Genomic DNA, 16,776 nt, shown 5'->3' with positions numbered 1-16,776 from the left:
TTATCTGATAAATATCTAAATTATATCATTATTTTAAACAAAGATCCTCTAATATCTTAAAAGTAATCTTATCTGCCCAATAAGGGTATTGGTCTTATACGGGTAGCAAAGATAATAACAATCACTATCAATAAATGAATGAGAAACAAAGCTTCACTCGTTCATAAATGTCCTTTTAATAAGACACACCACCTTTGCGTCTTATCATGTGTTGCCTTGACTAGCCTTATAATAACCGATCCTGTGGAAGCGGCTTCTTCGATACAGGCAGAGACGACTTCAGCTTATAAAGAAAAGCCAACAACCGAGAATAAAGCTCTATTAAGACCAAAAGACATAACTGTTACGGCAAAAAGACCTATCTCAACACAGGCCTCAAGCTCGACGCATATTTCAGCTGAAGATATGCAAGCCTACCGGATGCAGACGGTAAGCGATATTGCCGAGCGTGTTCCGAACCTATCCTTTACCAGCATGACCCCCAGTAACCCTGTTGTTACTGTCAGAGGTATGGGGAGTTCAGAAGATCATGGCTCTTCTTCCTATACACCGATTTTGATCGATGGCGTTTCTGTTCCGAGCTTTGCCTTAGGGCAAATATTTGATCTTTCTGATGTAGATGTGATGCGTGGCGCACAACTTACCGAAGGAATCAATGCTTTTGCGGGTCTCATAAGCGCGCATTCACACGATCCAGGGGATAAACTTTCTGCAAGTGCCAGTTTTGAATATGGGACAGGAAACCGGAAAAGAGGCTCCTTTACAGCTGATATTCCTGTCAATGACTCGACCAGCATTCGCCTTGCCTTAGGGGGTGAAACTGCTGACGGCTATATTCATAACAAGGCACTCGATAAACATAATACCGGCGGCTGGCATAGCTGGTGGGGACGCTTAAAAATTCTGCATACAGACAGTTCAGGCGGAGAATGGCGTATCAGTCTGCATCACATGATCAATCATGGCGGCAACGACTATTTTGAAATACCAGAAAATGCGAAAAAACATATTTCTTACAGCACCGACCAAGGTAAAAACGATACCGAGTATCTATTAGGTTCACTCCAATATCACCGGAGTTTTAGTGAGCATCTGAATATCGATGCGATGTTTGGCGGGGTTGGTACGAAATGGAAATATTGGAATCCGCGCTCTGTTTTTAATGCCGTTTCAGGCAATTCGGCACCGACCCAGCAGATCGGTGGATCTCTCATGCTTTCGGGGACATTTGGGAAGCTGGACTGGAAAGGCGGTGTTTATGGGCAAAGAGCCCTCCGATCTTCTCCTTATGATTTTGATATGTCTCCCTATTATATCAGCCATACTACCGCTGATTTGGGAACAACCGAAATTGCATTTATGGGAGAATTGGGATGGCATTTTGCTCAAAACTGGAAATTAGTGCCTTCTATTCGGGTGGAACATGTTGAATCTTCTTTAAAAAATTGGACGAGTTCAATTAGCGGCGATGTACCCACCGCTTTCAGCATGTATCAATCACTCCCTGATCAGACGATATCGAAAACAGTACCACTTCCGGGAGTCAAGCTAGAATATAGTCCCAAGAATTTTTCATCGCTGCGACAATTTATGTGGTTAAGCTATACCCGTAGTTTCTTGGCTCCAGGCTATAATCCGTTCAGCAACTATGCCGAAACAGCTTCGGTGCCATATTCTTCCAGTTACGGAAATAATATCGAATTGGGTTACAGGGTTGGCGACAAAAAAAATATTTGGTCGATCGAAGTTGTCGGCTTTTCTAATTTTCTTTCTAATCTTCAAGTCGCAGCAACCAGCAAATTAGGTGAAACCGTTGTTGCTACGGCAAAAAAGGCGCATTCTCGCGGGATGGAAGCAACCGTCCATTGGAGACCTATCTATAACTTCCAACTGAATGGCTTTGTTGGGTTAACCTATGCGGCTTATGACCGTTTTATCTATGGCGGAAAAGACTATAGCGGTGAATTGATGGATTCCACTCCGATAAGCAATTTCGGCTTTTCGGGTGCATGGACAGTGATCAAAGATTTAACCGTTAATGCCAGCATTATACGGCGGGGGAGATCAACACTTCACCCCAGCAGCAACGTTGAAAACGATCCCTATCTTCTTATGGATGCCCAGATAGAAAAACGCTGGAAGCATTGGAGTATCGCGATTTACGGTCATAACTTGACCGATTCCGGTTATTACACGCGTGGCGTTCCTTCAGGAAGAGTAGTTGCAGCCAATCCGCGTCAAATCGGTTTGCGCGCTGGTGTCAGTTTCTAATCTTTCAAGAATAAAAACTCAAAAAACATAAAATCAATAAATCAGAATGGATAACCGGCTTATCCATCCGGTACATTTGCGAGGGTCGTATGAGAGGGTTTGAGGTCGTTACCAGATTGGTCGCTTTGTTACCCATAGTAAAATCAAAAATCCGTTTAGGAATGATTCTCGGTATTCTGGCGGGATTTTCAACGGTTATCGGTCTAAGCCTTAGTGCCTATGCGGTCTCGCAGCTTTTCGAACCAATAACGAAAAATTTTTGGATATATCTTGCTGGCGGATTAGCCGGCTTAAGTGGTGGATTTGGTCTGCGAAGCATGGCTGATCTGACCACCCATGAAGCCAGCTATCGGCTAGAAGTCAAAATACGCGAAAATATTGCAGATAGATTGGCAAGCCTGCCTCTTGGAGACATTTATCAGCTTGGCGCAGGACGTATCAAAAAAATCATGCATAACGACGTAAAGGGCTTACATGCTGCTGTTGCAGATGCCTCACCTTTCGTCGGGGTCGGTTTTAGCCAACCTTTGGCTGCGCTCCTTGTTTTGCTGATTATACAATGGAAAATGTTCCTTGTCGTCAGCCTGATGCTGCCTGTTATCGGCTTATGTATGTATTTTATGACCCGTGATTTTGCCGAGCAACAAAAACGCTACAATAACGCCAGCGAAGCGGTAAATACTGCAGTTATCGAATTTGTGCAGGGTATGCCGGTCATCCGGACTTTCGATGGCGACCGTCTAGCCTTAAAACGTTTTAAAGGCATTATAGACACCTTCACTCGAACGGTTTCCGTCTGGCTGGCTTTCTCACGCCAATCCAGCAAACTTAATAATATTTTCATTACTCCGTTACCGACACTTCTGCTGATAAGTGCCTGCGGTATTTTTATGCTGCAATGCCACTGGATCAGCTTCAGTGATTTCTTGCTCGCGATGATGATCGGTAGCTTGCCGGTGCAAGCTGTGATGCCGTTGATGTATCTGTCGCAAATGCTTTCCGAGGCAAAGGCTGCGGCCAGTCGTATCTGTGAATTACTGGATATGAAGCCCTTGCCTGAACCGGCGCATTCCCAGATTCCGCACCAATTTGATATTACATTCGACCATGTGCGCTTTAGCTATAACAATGACGCGCGAAAACCCGCCTTGGATGATATCAGTTTTGTTGTTCCCGAAAAAACAGTCTGCGCCTTGGTGGGGGCTTCAGGTTCAGGAAAATCGACAGTTGCGCGCCTTATTCCCCGTTTTTGGGACGTGACCAGCGGATCAATCCGGCTTGGTAATATTGATATCCGCGATATCAACAGTCAGCTTTTATTACAGCATATTGCGTTTGTTTTTCAGGAACCTTTTCTCGTTTCAGGGAGTGTCGCCGAGAATATCGCGCTAGCCTACCCCAAAGCCAGTGATGAGCAGATCAAGAAAGCCGCTCAGATGGCACAGGCCGAAGACTTCATTCTCAAGCTGGAAGAAGGCTACCAAACCCAAGTCGGCGATGGTGGCAACCGTCTGTCTGGTGGCCAAAGACAACGGATTACAATTGCAAGAGCCTTACTTTCCAAAGCCTCGATTGTCATTCTGGATGAACCGACCGCATGGGTTGACCCCGAAAGTGAAGCCAAAATCCAAATGGCCTTAAAAACGCTGTCCCAGCACAAGACCGTCATCGTGATTGCCCATCGACTGGCGACAATCATGGATGCGGATCAGATTTTGGTGATGGAAAAAGGCCATATCGTCGAAGGCGGACGACATGCCGAATTACTACAAAAACAAGGGAAATATGCCGAAATATGGCAGCATTATCAAGAAAGCAGCCATTGGCATCTCGATAAAGGCAAGAAAGATTCCGGAGGCCTCTCGTGAAAATTTATAAATTGATGATGGAGATTGCAGGAAGCTATGCCCGTTATTTCCGGCGATCCCTTGTCTATACAATAATCGCGACACTTATTCAGGTGGCATCCTATGCGGTTCTGGTGCCGTTGATGATGGCGATATGCCACGACAAGCCGAATACTGAAATATGGTCATGGGTCGGCTTTTATGCGGCAACTATTGTTGTTGAAGTCTTTTTCCGCCTCAAAAGCATGAATTTTAATTACCAATATTGGCCATGCGTCATCGGCGAACAAAGAATTCGTCTCGCCGAGGCTTTATACAAAATGCCTTTATTGCAATTAAGAGAAAAAGATGTCGGCGACCTCTCTGAAATCATGGGCAGCAATGTCATGAATGCCGCCAATGCCCTGTCATCCTTAGCCAATATTTTTGTTGAAGTTGTTTCGTTACCCATTTTGTTATGGGTCGCCATAACCTTGTTCGATTACAGAATGGGACTAATTCTGGCGGTTTCGCTGATCGCCATGCTGCCGATTTTGTATAAAATACAGGCTATCTACAATAGTAGTTCAGCCGATCTTGACAGAGCCGATGCAGAAAGTGCCTCCCGTATTATCGAATATGTCAAAGGAATCGCGGTTTTCAAAGCCACATCGCAAGCTGGCGCGAAATCGCCTCGTCTGGAGGCCGTTTTTCATGACCAACAAGATATCCAAAGCCACGGCAACAAATCATCAGCCAGTTATATTTCACTCTGTCAGTTTATTGTGCAACTCGCCCTTGTGATTCTGATCGCTTTTGCAGGCTGTCTTGCCCAAAAACACAGTTTAAATATTCCGAAAACAGTCGCTTTGGTTATTATCGCGGTTCATATTATCGAACCGCTCAATACGATCGCGGCGATCAGTAAATTATTTGAAATCGCAGAGATCTCACTCCAAAGAATTAAGAATATTCTGAATAGCAAGGGCTTACCCCAGCTCCAACCGCAGGCCATTCCTCAAAAATTCGACATCAACTTTAATCAGGTCACGTTTGAATATCCGGACTCACCGGTTGTTCTTCACGATATTGATCTGGCGTTACCGTCAGAATCTCTGACGGGTGTAGTGGGTTCTTCCGGCTGTGGAAAAACGACACTGGTTCAGTTGATCGCCCGTTTTGCAGACCCGACCAAAGGCGAAATCAAAATTGGCGGGGTTGATATCCGCTCTCTGACACAAAGCCAGTTATCCAGCCTTTTATCTATTGTTTATCAAGATGTCTGGCTTTTTAACGATACGATCCGCGCCAATATTTTAATGGGTCGCCCCGAAGCCACAGAAGAAGAGCTAATTCACGCAGCCCAATCAGCCAATATCCATGACTTCATTTGTTCACTTCCCCAAGGATACGATACCTTAGTCGGGGAAGTCGGGTCATCTTTATCGGGGGGCGAACGCCAGAGAATATCTATCGCCCGCGCCATACTTAAAAATACCCCGATTATCATTCTCGATGAACCGACGGCCTCTTTGGATTCTGAATCGGAATATGCTGTTCAAAAAGCCATCAGCAGCTTGATAAAAGGCAAGACGGTTATCATGGTTGCCCATCGACTAAATACACTCACAGCAGCCGACAAGATCATCGTCTTAGACAGAGGATCTATAATAGAGGAAGGCTGTCACGAAGATTTGATCAAGAATAAATCATATTATTATAATATGTGGAATACACAATTAAAATTAACCTAAACAAAAATATCAAATAAAACTTGAAACATTGGAGGATTATATTGCCTCAACTAGAAAAAGACAAATCAATGCTTAGATTGTCTGGGGTAAGTAAAATCTACCCCGGCAAAAATCCCGTTCATGCATTGAACAATGTTTCACTCAATGTGCCTTCAGGTATTTTCGGACTGCTGGGGCCTAATGGTGCCGGCAAATCGACTTTAATGAGTATTATCGCGACCTTGCAACGCCCTGATAGGGGCAGCATCCATCTGGGAGAAATAGATGCGCTCGCGTCCCCTCGAGAGATGCGCGCAAAACTGGGATATCTCCCTCAGGATTTCGGGACATATCCGGGTGCCAGTGCAGAAGAGCTGCTTCATTATTTTGCCCGTCTCAAAGGCATCTCGAACGCCGTTGAAAGAGAGCATCAGATCGGAACATTACTCGAAATGGTCAATCTCGATGCGGCTAAAAACAGACCGGTTAGTGATTATTCGGGCGGGATGCGTCAACGTTTCGGCGTCGCGCAAGCCCTGCTCGGCCATCCCAAATTACTGATAGTGGATGAACCAACAGCAGGCCTAGACCCCGCAGAAAGGAACAGATTTAATCAGATTCTTGCCAATATTGGCGAGAATACCGCCATCATCCTTTCAACCCATATTATCGAAGATGTTAGCAATCTTTGTCGCCGGATTGCGGTTATCAACCAAGGTCGGATTATGGCGGAAGGGGACCCCGAGAAATTAACCGCGTCATTATCGGGGCAGCTTTGGCAAGCCTTGGTCGATCGGGAAAGGGCTGACCAAATTTCCAAAAGCGGACAGCTTGTTTTCCGTAGAATACATCGGGGATTACATCTGGTTGTCATTCAGTCGGAAACCCAACCAGCAGAAGGTTTTACACCCAAAACACCCGATTTAGAGGACGCTTATTTTCTCGCCGTTCTGCAAAAGAATGACAGGAGAAACTGATGTTTTGGAGCCTTTTTTCAGACGAATTAAGCCGACGCTTGCGTTCATGGGTGCCATGGCTACTGATGGTTGTATTGGTCTGCTATACCGCCTCGGCACTTCTTGGTGCTGATACATCCGATCTTGGCGGCGGCGGCGTGCCGCATAACGGCAGCTTTGTCATTTATTATTGGGGCATGTATTCGGCTTTTTGGGTGGCGGTTCTGGGGCCTTTGTTGATGGCCGCTCCCCTGCTGCGGGATATCAGAACCAAAATGGCACCCCTTGTCTATACGGCACCCATTTCCAAAGAGGGCTATTTCTGGGGAAAATATATGGCAGGCATGGTCATAACCGTCATGGTTATGATGAGCGTTCCTGTCACGATTATTGTCATACCATGGATCGCCCATGCTCTCGGTGGCGGGCAAATGTTTGGCCATTTCACCCTCTGGAATCATATTGGCTGGGCGACCATCATATGGGTTCTACCCGCCTGTTTTATCTATGGCAGTATTCATTTTGCCTTGGCAGCGCGTTCAGGCCGCTTACTATTTTGCTACGGCTTTGCGCTTTTAAGTATGGCGGTATTCACCTTATTCTTTGTCAGTTTCAAAGCCTCAGCAGGCCATCACACATGGGTTGAATTGATCGACCCAATAGGGAAACAAACGCTAGATGCGCAGGCCTTATTTTGGTCTATGCCTGAAAGAACAGCCCATTTTCTTAGTCCCAGTATGATCCTTATCAGCAACAGAATAATTTGGATCACCATAGGGGCAATTTTTTTGATATGGGGAGCTGCCAGCTTCAGATTGGAAGATATGCTCAATAAAGGACGGAAATCATCGCCGTCATCTTCTCACCGGAAACATACCCCGAGACAGCTATTGTATATCAAAAGCGATAGCCGACTTGGCCTTCTTCTCCATCTGGCCTCTATTCACTGGTCAGCCACAATCCGATTACCTGTTTTTCGGGTCATTGTCGCCGCTTTGGTTGTGCTCGGTCTCACCAGTGCATGGGGCGCTGAATCAGCCTACGCGCTACCCGAAAACCAGATGCGCCCTTATGCCCAATATTTATTTACCGTCGTCCAGCCTTCGCTTTACATGATACTCGCCATGGCGATGATTTATTTTGCGGGCGAAATTGCCGCACGCGACAGAGAGAGCAAAATGTTGTCCCTGATATCGGCGACAAGCGTCCCCGGAAACGTCCTGATCGGCGGACGGCTCATCGCTATTATTTATATGGCGCTATTATTCTCTCTCTTACCAAGCCTGTCGATTATCATTTTCCAATTTTCGAATGGTTTCTTGGAAACTGAACCACAGCATTTTATCCGTTCGATTTTTTTACATCTTTTTCTCCCGCTGATCGAATTCGGCATCTTAACGCTGGCGCTTGACCTTCTGACGCATAAGAAGCTGTTCGCGCAAGGACTACCCCTGATCCTTTTATGGGGCGGGATCGCCATGCACGAAACCGGCACGATCAATGAAAGGCTAGCACTTTTTGGCGTGCCACAGCCGATGATTTTTTCGGCTTTTTCAGTGCTTGATGCCGACACATGGCGGCATCTGCTTTATGCAGCTTGGTGGCTTGGAATAGTCGGCATCATCGTTGTTTTGGCCTCCCATATAGACCTTCGAGGCGAACAAAAGCCCCTCTATATTCGGATCTGTCACATCACCATAAAGTGGCCAGCGCTCACCAGCATAGCAGCCATGCTTATAGTAACGCTGACAGCCGGTGCCACGATATATCGCGACTTATATGAAGTGAACGATACCCAGAGCTTGCAAGAAGACTATCGTGATCAAGCGCTATATGAACAGCTTTATGGCCAATGGCGGAACCAACCGCGACCACTCATCACAGAAATGGCACTGGCAACTTCAGTCAATCCCGCGAAAGGATTATTGACGACCCAAGGAAAATGGACTGTTTCCAATCCCGATTCAAAGCCGATCACGGCTATTCTCGTTAATATCCCTGAAAATAGCCGCCTAAAACTGGCCAATAAATCGCTGGGTCTTTCTCTCCACCATGACGATCATCAGGAACGGGTTCAAATCTATCGGTTCGATCATCCCTTGGCCGCTGGAGAAAAAACAACCATCGATTTTATGCTTCATTCGAGATGGCAGGGTTTTGTTGATGGTGCTTTTGCATGGCCGATAGGTCGGGATGTTGTCATATTGGACAATAATGCCTTCCCGCGCTTGAATTATGATCGCAAACGCGAGCTTGCAGAGACAAATGAACGCTTTCGCTATCATTTACCATCAAGGCCGTTGCCAGTTGATGATCCGTCTCGCTCGGCTTTAAATGATTCGGCTGGACGTGTCGTGATCGACATAAAAATCTCTGCACCATCCGACTTCCGTCTCTATACTAGCGGGATATCCTCGACAGAGCAAATTCATGATGGACAACATATCCTTGAAGCCACAGCTGATAACGCCCCCCTTGATCCGCTGATCATCGCCGTAAAAGGGGTAGAAAAGAAACAGCTTCTTTGGCGACATCCAAAATCAGCCCCTATCCCCATAACCTTTACATTCCGTAAAAATCACGGGCAGGCTTTGGATACCATCAGTAAAGAAACCCTCTTAGTGCTTGACCATCTAGTGCGTCGCTTTGGGTCGCCCCCTTTTCAAGCACTCAATATTGTGGAAACACCCCAATTTATCGATGAGGAGGCCTTGGCCGAAGCGCGATCAAGTGGTTCACTCCTCTATATCCCCGAACGGCGAGGATGGTTACATGATATGAGACGACCGCAAGCTCGGGCTTATCTAACATTTACGCTTGGACGTGAAATAGGACGATCATGGCATCATGCCCGTTTTCTGGCACCGTCATCGCCCCATGCGGTGGCAATGGAAGAAGGCTTTCCTATCGCTTTGGGGCTAGAATCCGTCGCCACTCAATATGACCAGAAAACGACCTCCGATTTTCTTGGAATATTACAAGAGAAACAACAAAAGATGAAAGCCGCTTCAAAGATTTTGCCTCGTAATCCATCCGATATAACAGATCAGCCCTATGCGGCTTTGCAAACAGGTCTTGATCTTTTTTATCGATGGCGTCCCGATTTTAAAATCGATTCAAACAGCCATAAAAATTGATCCACCAATCAAGGATAGGATGGCACTGATGCTATCCTATCCTTACAGACGATGATTAAACTATCGGAAAAGGCAGAAAAATTGAGCGATTTCGAATGACCTGACATAGCGTATCACTTACTTTAAGCCCTGGCGTTATACGGCTCTTTTCTATTTCTAATCTAATCGCAAATCCCCTAATTCCGATATATTCAGAAAAATCCGTCTCAATTACTGAGGAACCGCCCCGCATTGAGAAGTGATTATTTTTCCCGACATAACGGCATTTGTGAACACAGCCGAATCCGGCAGAGACGCATTAACGGTCTGGCTATGATCTAAACCTTTATAAAGATGCGCTTCAACGGTAGTTCCTGCCGCGCAGGCCGCTTTCACTAAAGCTAATTGCAAAGCTGGAGGCACATCCTTGTCAAGCTCACCCGTCCCAGTGAACAGTGGGTATTTAAGCTTCATCGTCGGATACTGCATTGCCGCTAAGGCGGGGGCAATTTTTTCAGAAAAATCGGGTTTAAGAGAATTATCGAAAGTCAGACCTTCTTTTTTAACCTTGGCGGCTAATGGCCCTACACAAATTTTGGCGGCAGCATGATAAGCAGGCATCGCCCGAGCTGTAAAAATCTCACTGGGCTTAAAACTGGGATGATAGCCAGCAAAGCCTTGCGCGAGGTAAAGAGAATATACCACCATTGGATTATAGGCCATATTGTCTGATGGCTTTGTAATCTGTTTTAAAAGTTCGGGTGTCATATAGGGGGTGCCCGTCGCCACAATGCCTCGAATATTCAATTCTGGTGCATATTCGGGGGCAAAGGCTGCGGAAGCAAATGCCGCCCCTCCGCCTTGGGATTGCCCCACAATCATTATTTTGTTTTCCAAAGGGGCTGCGGAAGAGATTGCCGCTCTTACAGCATCCAACAGACCATAAGCCTCAGCCCTTGTATTCAAATAAGGATGGGGGAGAGACGTTCCTAAACCTTGATAATCGGTTGCGACAATCGCAAAGCCTCGTTTCATCCATTCGGACAGATAGCGGCTATTGCGTTCCGACCAAGGGTTACGCGATGGGGCGCAGTTATTCGAGACACCCACCGTTCCATGAGCCCATGCGACAATGGGCCAGCCTCCGGCCGGTGCTTTCCCTGCGGGTAAAATAACTTCGGCTGTGACAGGCACCAGACCTTGCCCTGTTACGCCATTGGTCGAAAGATAAGTAATGCGTAAGGAACGTCCTGCGCCCGGAAGGCTGTAGGCTTTTGGTAAAAAGGACGATGCCGTTACGAAACCAGGCATTTGTTTCATTTTCGCCAAAGCCGTATATCCTGGAATCGCAACAAAACAGCAAGATATACCTACAAAAATACGGAGTTTTTTATATATAGAGTAAGAAAAAGGCACTGAATACCATTCCTGTAATTATATATTATTCCGGCAATAGTAATATTGTATTTTATATAATTACAAGCATCTAATTTAATAAATATATATTTAAATGATATTGTAACCATATGATACTTTAAAGATAATCCTTAAAATATATCAAATTAAAAATCTACGACAGCATTTTCTATAAATTAGGAAAATATCCAGAAGCTTAGGTTCTGTTAACACATAGAAGATAGCCACCATTTTATAGCCGCGAGATAAAAAAGTGAGAAAACGTCGTAGTGCTACGGCAGGAATCTCTATCAAGCTATTGGCATCAGAATAATAGAGACCTCACTGCCTGTTAGTTCGAAAGTTAGAGGCCAGCCCTGACCATCGGAACGGGCGTGGATCTTGCTCGTAAAGCCACCGCGGCTTCGACCAAAGCCTTCCTTGAGATTCTCCCTTTTGCGCCAGCCGCTTGATTGTAAGCGCACATGATGGTCCTATCTATTCAGTCACCCTCAACTATGGTTTCAAAAAGAGCATCCCAGACACCCTGTTCCGCCTACCTACGAAATCGAACATAGACCGAATTCCATTTCCCATAACGTTCATGCATATCTCGCCACGGGCAGCCTGTTCGAAGTACATAAAGCATACCATTAAGAAATAACCGATTGCTTTTTGCGGGACGTGCGCAACGGCCTCGTTCGCTTGGAAGAAGACCCTCTATTATTTGCCATTCCGCGTCCGTCAGATCTCCTTGCATCCTGTCTGCCCTACAAAACTTGTTCTCAATTTATCTCTAAAAATCTTAAATTATACCCTTTGTCAACAAAACCTAGTCATCAGCTACCTCTATTAAATAGTCAGCTATCACAGCGTGTCCGCTTTGCCGAGAGCGCATTGGATGGCCTGTCGGTATTCGATTATCCAGATAAACGTAATTTTGTGGCCGATAAGATCACAGCCATTAAAAATGAATTACTTGAGTTAGGGGCTTCATTATGACCAAAACAGCATCTTCAATCAGCTTAACGTGCCCGTCGCGTGCCGTTAAAAAGCCATCTGATGTTGATTAGTGGGTCGCAAAGTGGAACGCTGATGATAACGCAGAAAAGACAAATCGTTTTTGTCTATACCTGCAGACATTCATAGAAAGCTGAAACTTCAGGCCATGGATGAAGGGAAATGATGATCACTCTAGTCCATGAAATTTTAGCCGAAAAGTTCGTCTAGGTTTTGAGAAAATAAGCATTTTTTGGCATCTTTTTTACGTTTTACAAAATGCGTTGAGCATGCGTTTATTTGCGAACAGTAAAAATAGGCACTTTTGTAAAAAAATTTGTGTTTTAAAGGCTATTTTACGCGATATTTTTTATTTTGCGTTGAATCAGAAATTGCGTAGAAAAGCGACATGTATAGCGCGGGGGCTAGGGTGGGTTAACCGGACGCTAAGAGTATAACAAAAAAACACCTCTCTTGATATTTTTATATCAACTGATGGGTTTTGATACTGCTTCTTTAAAAAGAATTGATCCATTTCATCGGCTATAGTTAAGAGATATACCTTTCCAAAAGCTAAAAGCTATCTGCCCAGAGAGCCCTCTACAGCAAGAAAGAAGGTATATGACCAGTGGACCAAGAAGAGGAAATATTTTACTCTGAGAAGACATCCTAATGCTTTTTGGGCTTACAATCTTCTGTCCATAAGCCTTGACTAAAAATGGATGATGGAGAATCTTCTTCTGTAATGAAGGACTGATTTACCAAACAGTTAAAGATCCAAACTTCTATCCAGCCTGTATATTCCATTGCATTTCCCTGAGCCTTCTTACTAGCTGATTGCTATAATTATACCGGTCTTATTTTTCTCACACTCTCTCTTTTTTAACTCCTCTGCCGATAGCTAACTGAAGCCCAATCCCGAGGATAAAAAAGAGGACATAGCTTTTGAGAAACAAGGGGTATTTTAACAGGAAAACAAGGGAAGCTACCAATAGACAAGGCTGCATAAATATGCATAAGAGATTTTCGGCCGTATTTCATTGAATAAAGCTATCTTAAGGCCGTATTCTAGGTTATTTATGGCTGTCCTGCATAAGATCAGAAAATGCATAAAAAGCGACACCTCTACGCCGAGGGCTTGGGTGGGATTACCACTCCAAACAGGGCAAAATCATTTTTCGTAGAATGCGAGTGGCGTAGCCTCAGGTTATGAGTTTTGAAACATTGCGTTATAGAATTCACAATTGGCATAAAGAAGAGCAGTATATGCCAATTTTTTTATGTTGGAGATGATAAACTGACGACTGGCTGCTTGATAGCTTGGAGTTGAATTTCAACTAATTATCTCATTGATTCCTAAGAATACAGATATCGTTGCCGACCTTATTATTCAATCTGGCTAGCGCAAAACTATCGTTTTTGAAGCTGCGTTCGGACGAGATTCCATGCTAAAAGGCTATAATTTGGAGACAGATTGATGGCGATTAGATACGACGAAACGACCTTGTGGAAACGAACGATTGGTATGACGGGGGGCAATCCCCGAGAAGAAAGTGCTTTAGCGACGTTAAGGAGTACTTTTGAGACGGCGCATGACCGAATCAAGCCGATAGTTCGGCAGGCTCATATTGATTGTCAAGGCCTCACAATTCATGACGAAAGTCATTTAGACGCGTTATGGCAACTTGCGGATATCATAGCGGGTGATAATTATCCTTTGAACCCGTTAGAAGCCTTCATATTCGGATGCAGCGTTTTATTCCATGACAGTGCCCTTGCTGTGGTTGCGTATGAAGATGGTCTAGACGGGCTAAAAAAGACAGCAGAATGGCAACGTGCTATGGCGCAAATGACAGCCTTGCCACGAATAGACAAAAATTCTCTTTCAAAAGATCAAAGAAGGCAATTCGAGCGCATAGCCTTATTTTCCACGGTCCGAGGGCTGCATGCAAAACAGGCCGTAAAGATGGTTGAACGTGAATGGAGTAGACCTAATATTGCGAGTGTAATCTATATTATTGAAGATACCGAGCTTCGCGATTATTATGGTCAAATAATTGGGCGGATAGCGCAGAGCCACCATTGGGATGTAGACCGCCTTGCCCATGAGTTCTTGACACGTCGCGCACCACCACCAAGTCTGCCTGCAGAATGGGAATTAAACGAACTTAAGATTGCTATACTGTTGCGTTGTGCCGATGCTGCACATATTGATAATCGTCGAGCTCCACTTATGGACTATATTCTCTCTTCTCCAAAAGGAGTTTCAGCGTTACACTGGGGGTTTCAGAATAGACTGGGTATCCCGTCTCGAGGTGATCAAGCTCTTATATACAATTCTGGAAGAGATTTTGGCAGATCTGAAGCCGACGCTTGGTGGCTCTGCTTCGATACTTGCCGGATGATTTCAGATGAGCTGCAATCTGCAGCATCTTTACTTAAAGAATCTGATACAGAAGAATTTTTTGCAAAGAAAGTAGAAGGTACACAAAGACCAAAACTGTTTGCGAAATATGTTCATTGCGACGGTTGGGAGCCAGTGGATGCCGAAGTGCGAGTTACTGATCCTATTAGTCTTGCGCAAACACTTGGCGGTCGAAATTTGTATGGTAATGGTTATCATGCGCCGCTCCGGGAGTTGCTTCAAAATGCTATAGATGCAACTTTGTTAAGAGCTAGTATCGGTCGGGAGGGTTTTATTCCGCGTATTCGGTGCACGCTGGAGCGAAGTGAAACGGGACAACTCAGACTTATTGTTGAAGACAATGGAATCGGTATGTCAGAGCGCGTACTTACTCGACGGCTTTTGGATTTTGGCAGGTCTGGCTGGAAGTCGGAAGATGTTGCTCAAGAGAACCCAGAGATAAGTGTGGCATCTGTAAATATTTCGGGAAAATTCGGGATTGGATTTTTCTCGGTATTTCTACTTGGAGACGAGGTTACAGTAGTTACCCGACGGTACAAGGACGGCATTGGGAATGGATTGGCGCTAGAATTTGTCGGTCTAACAAGACGGCCGATATTGAGAAAAGCGGCAGAATCTGAGCAGAGCGATATATATACAACCCGAATTTCGATTGCTGTAACAGATCAAGTTGCTATTAATGGTTTTCTGCCCCAGAATAATACTTTAAAACATCCTAAAGTGACAAATTTTTTATCGGGGATATTCCATTCAGACGTATTCAGTTATCTCCGCTGGCTTACTGCATCTAGTGCAGTTGAAATTGAATTTGTAGACAAAGTTGCCAGTCGTTCTTTTACTCACGCTGCTAATTGGAGTTCGCGTTCTTCTGAGGAATTCATAAAAGATTTGACGAATGATCAAAATCATTCGGAGACAGACTATGTGACCCTATATTCAGAAGCTGTTACACCTATTGAAAATGATGATGGTCGCTTAGTTGGCCGTGCAGCAATACAGTTGAACTCACGACATTTACGATCGGAGATGATGTCTTTTGCCCGCGTCGGAGGTCTAACCTATCCAGTAAGGACAAAATTATTAGCTGGGCACTCCAGCAATAGCCAAGTCCCCTCTTATATTGGTATTATAGAAGGTGAAGCGGCTATAGCGACTCGAGGAGCAGCTCAACTTTCCATATCGCCAAAGTCTTTAGCTCAATGGGCTACAAATCAGGCTCAAGTCGGAATAAACGGAGCACTTTCAGTTATAGAAAAGGTGGAACTTGCTCGAGCTGTGTACTGGGCTGGGGGTGACCCCCTTACGCTGCCTATAGGATACTTTGACGGATCAACGATTGATTTATCAACTCTCAAGGCAATACTATTCCAGCGTGATGATATTTTTCTCCCTATACTCCATGGTGGATCTCGGAGAGCTGAATATCGTTGGGCAACCATTAATGACCTTGATTTGCGATTTTACTTTGATGAGATGTCTGCAGGGACTTGCATCATGGCATCTCATAGTCGAGAGGAGGCTATAAGCGAGCCTGAAAATGAAACCGATTTGGATTTAGTGTTTAATACGGTGATAGACGAAAATTTTCAAAAGCTTTTGAAGTATGGATCATACAATATTTTATTTGATCTCTTAGAAAAATCGGGTCGTCAATTTAAGCTTCGTTATGAACTGCGACAAATATTTGACGTTGGCCTGACAGCCAATCGTTCGATGCCAGGGATTGCTGTAGTGTTTGATCAGAGCTTGAATATAGGTGGTAATTAAGTAAAGTATATTATAAAATAATAAAAAGGTAATGAAAAATATAGAAAATAGGTAATATTTCCCACATTTTTCTTATAGTATATTGTTCAAGAATTCTTACATCTTTAATCCCGGGGTTAATGGTGTTGTATTAGTTCGAGGGATCGAATAACCCGGGATTGGATATTAGATTTTCAATCATTCGATCTCTGGATATGTCAACGGCATAGATTGGAAAAATGGTTTTTTCTTGCGATCCTTTAAGACAAATTTTAACTTTTCCATGAAAAATTCATTGGCTTTTTAACA

The 16,776-nt window shown here is 44.6% G+C and carries 8 protein-coding genes and 1 pseudogene; 7 read left to right on the top strand and 2 right to left on the bottom strand.

All coding sequences use genetic code 11. The annotated features are described in order from the left end of the window. Nucleotides 1-216: 216 nt before the first annotated feature. From ZMOB_RS09505 to ZMOB_RS09485, 5 genes are all read left to right on the top strand, one after another. The gene (locus ZMOB_RS09505) at nucleotides 217-2,271 is read left to right on the top strand and encodes a TonB-dependent receptor (protein ID WP_252507341.1); all 2,055 of its coding nucleotides are present in this window, start codon (nucleotides 217-219) and stop codon (nucleotides 2,269-2,271) included. Nucleotides 2,272-2,360: 89 nt separating this feature from the next. After that, complete coding sequence (locus ZMOB_RS09500; protein ID WP_014466435.1) at nucleotides 2,361-4,139, top strand: ABC transporter ATP-binding protein; 1,779 nt, start codon at nucleotides 2,361-2,363, stop codon at nucleotides 4,137-4,139. Continuing rightward, entirely contained in the window at nucleotides 4,136-5,851 is a 1,716-nt protein-coding gene (locus ZMOB_RS09495; RefSeq protein WP_014466434.1) for an ABC transporter ATP-binding protein, read from the top strand. The genes ZMOB_RS09500 and ZMOB_RS09495 overlap by 4 nt, the downstream gene beginning before the upstream one ends. Nucleotides 5,852-5,919: 68 nt before the next feature. Then, complete coding sequence (locus ZMOB_RS09490) at nucleotides 5,920-6,807, top strand: ABC transporter ATP-binding protein (RefSeq protein WP_041573480.1); 888 nt, start codon at nucleotides 5,920-5,922, stop codon at nucleotides 6,805-6,807. Next, nucleotides 6,807-9,923 carry an ABC transporter permease gene (locus tag ZMOB_RS09485; protein ID WP_014466432.1) on the top strand — a complete coding sequence of 1,039 codons (3,117 nt, stop codon included), beginning with the start codon at nucleotides 6,807-6,809 and terminating at the stop codon, nucleotides 9,921-9,923. Before ZMOB_RS09490 ends, ZMOB_RS09485 begins: the two co-directional genes overlap by 1 nt. A gap of 210 nt (nucleotides 9,924-10,133) precedes the next feature. Here ZMOB_RS09485 and ZMOB_RS09480 read toward each other — a convergent pair whose 3' ends face one another. Then, nucleotides 10,134-11,318, bottom strand: coding sequence for an alpha/beta hydrolase (locus ZMOB_RS09480; RefSeq protein WP_014466431.1), 1,185 nt, complete (start codon nucleotides 11,316-11,318; stop codon nucleotides 10,134-10,136). Nucleotides 11,319-11,552: 234 nt separating this feature from the next. Continuing rightward, a pseudogene (locus ZMOB_RS10610) lies at nucleotides 11,553-12,057 on the bottom strand (IS5 family transposase); the annotation flags it as partial. On the opposite strand from ZMOB_RS10610, the gene ZMOB_RS09475 reads away from it, so the two are divergent. Both ZMOB_RS09475 and ZMOB_RS09470 read left to right on the top strand, forming a co-directional pair. Continuing rightward, nucleotides 12,003-12,299 (top strand): hypothetical protein, encoded by a 297-nt coding sequence (locus ZMOB_RS09475; protein WP_041573479.1) that lies wholly within the window; start codon nucleotides 12,003-12,005, stop codon nucleotides 12,297-12,299. The pseudogene ZMOB_RS10610 and the gene ZMOB_RS09475 sit on opposite strands and share 55 nt — an antisense overlap. Before the next feature lie 1,474 nt (nucleotides 12,300-13,773). Next, the gene (locus tag ZMOB_RS09470; protein WP_014466429.1) at nucleotides 13,774-16,488 is read left to right on the top strand and encodes an HD domain-containing protein; all 2,715 of its coding nucleotides are present in this window, start codon (nucleotides 13,774-13,776) and stop codon (nucleotides 16,486-16,488) included. The last annotated feature ends 288 nt before the right edge of the window (nucleotides 16,489-16,776 follow it).

Origin of the sequence: Zymomonas mobilis subsp. mobilis ATCC 10988 (assembly GCF_000175255.2) — a bacterium.
In the GTDB taxonomy this organism is placed as follows: Bacteria; Pseudomonadota; Alphaproteobacteria; order Sphingomonadales; family Sphingomonadaceae; genus Zymomonas; species Zymomonas mobilis.
Note: the sequence above shows the minus strand (reverse complement) of the source record. Positions and strands in the feature narration are given on the sequence as shown.